1 protein-coding gene is annotated in these 317 nt (G+C 40.7%); it reads left to right on the top strand.

The features are described from left to right. Window positions 1-2: 2 nt before the first annotated feature. Window positions 3-317 (top strand): transposase (locus M3650_RS31470; RefSeq protein ID WP_483311807.1); only part of this gene is annotated, 315 nt, incomplete at its 3' end.

The raw sequence follows: 317 nt of genomic DNA, 5'->3' as shown, positions 1-317 counted from the left end.
ATATCTTTCGAGAATGGAAACTTCCGTTGTATTTTTCCAAATCTGTATTGAATCACATCTCTCACTTTGTGGACGGAATGCTGTCTGAAGGATTTACAGGTACATTAACAAATATCCACCGCGAGAGCCTGCATAATCGGGATCGTAGAAGCCTCAGCCACTTTCTGGCTCATGGGAAGTGGAGTGAAACGTTCCTAAAGCAAATCATACGTAATATCGCTTATAAGCAAGTAAAATGGAGCGCAAAACAGAATAACAGTCCTATCTTTGTCATTGTAGATGATACCGTATGTGAGAAAACAAAGCCTTCGTCACAG

This window comes from Paenibacillus sp. MER TA 81-3 (assembly GCF_023713585.1).
GTDB lineage: Bacteria > Bacillota > Bacilli > Paenibacillales > Paenibacillaceae > Paenibacillus_B > Paenibacillus_B profundus.
The sequence above is the reverse complement of the archived record's forward strand: the minus strand, read 5'-3'. Positions and strand labels throughout refer to the sequence as shown.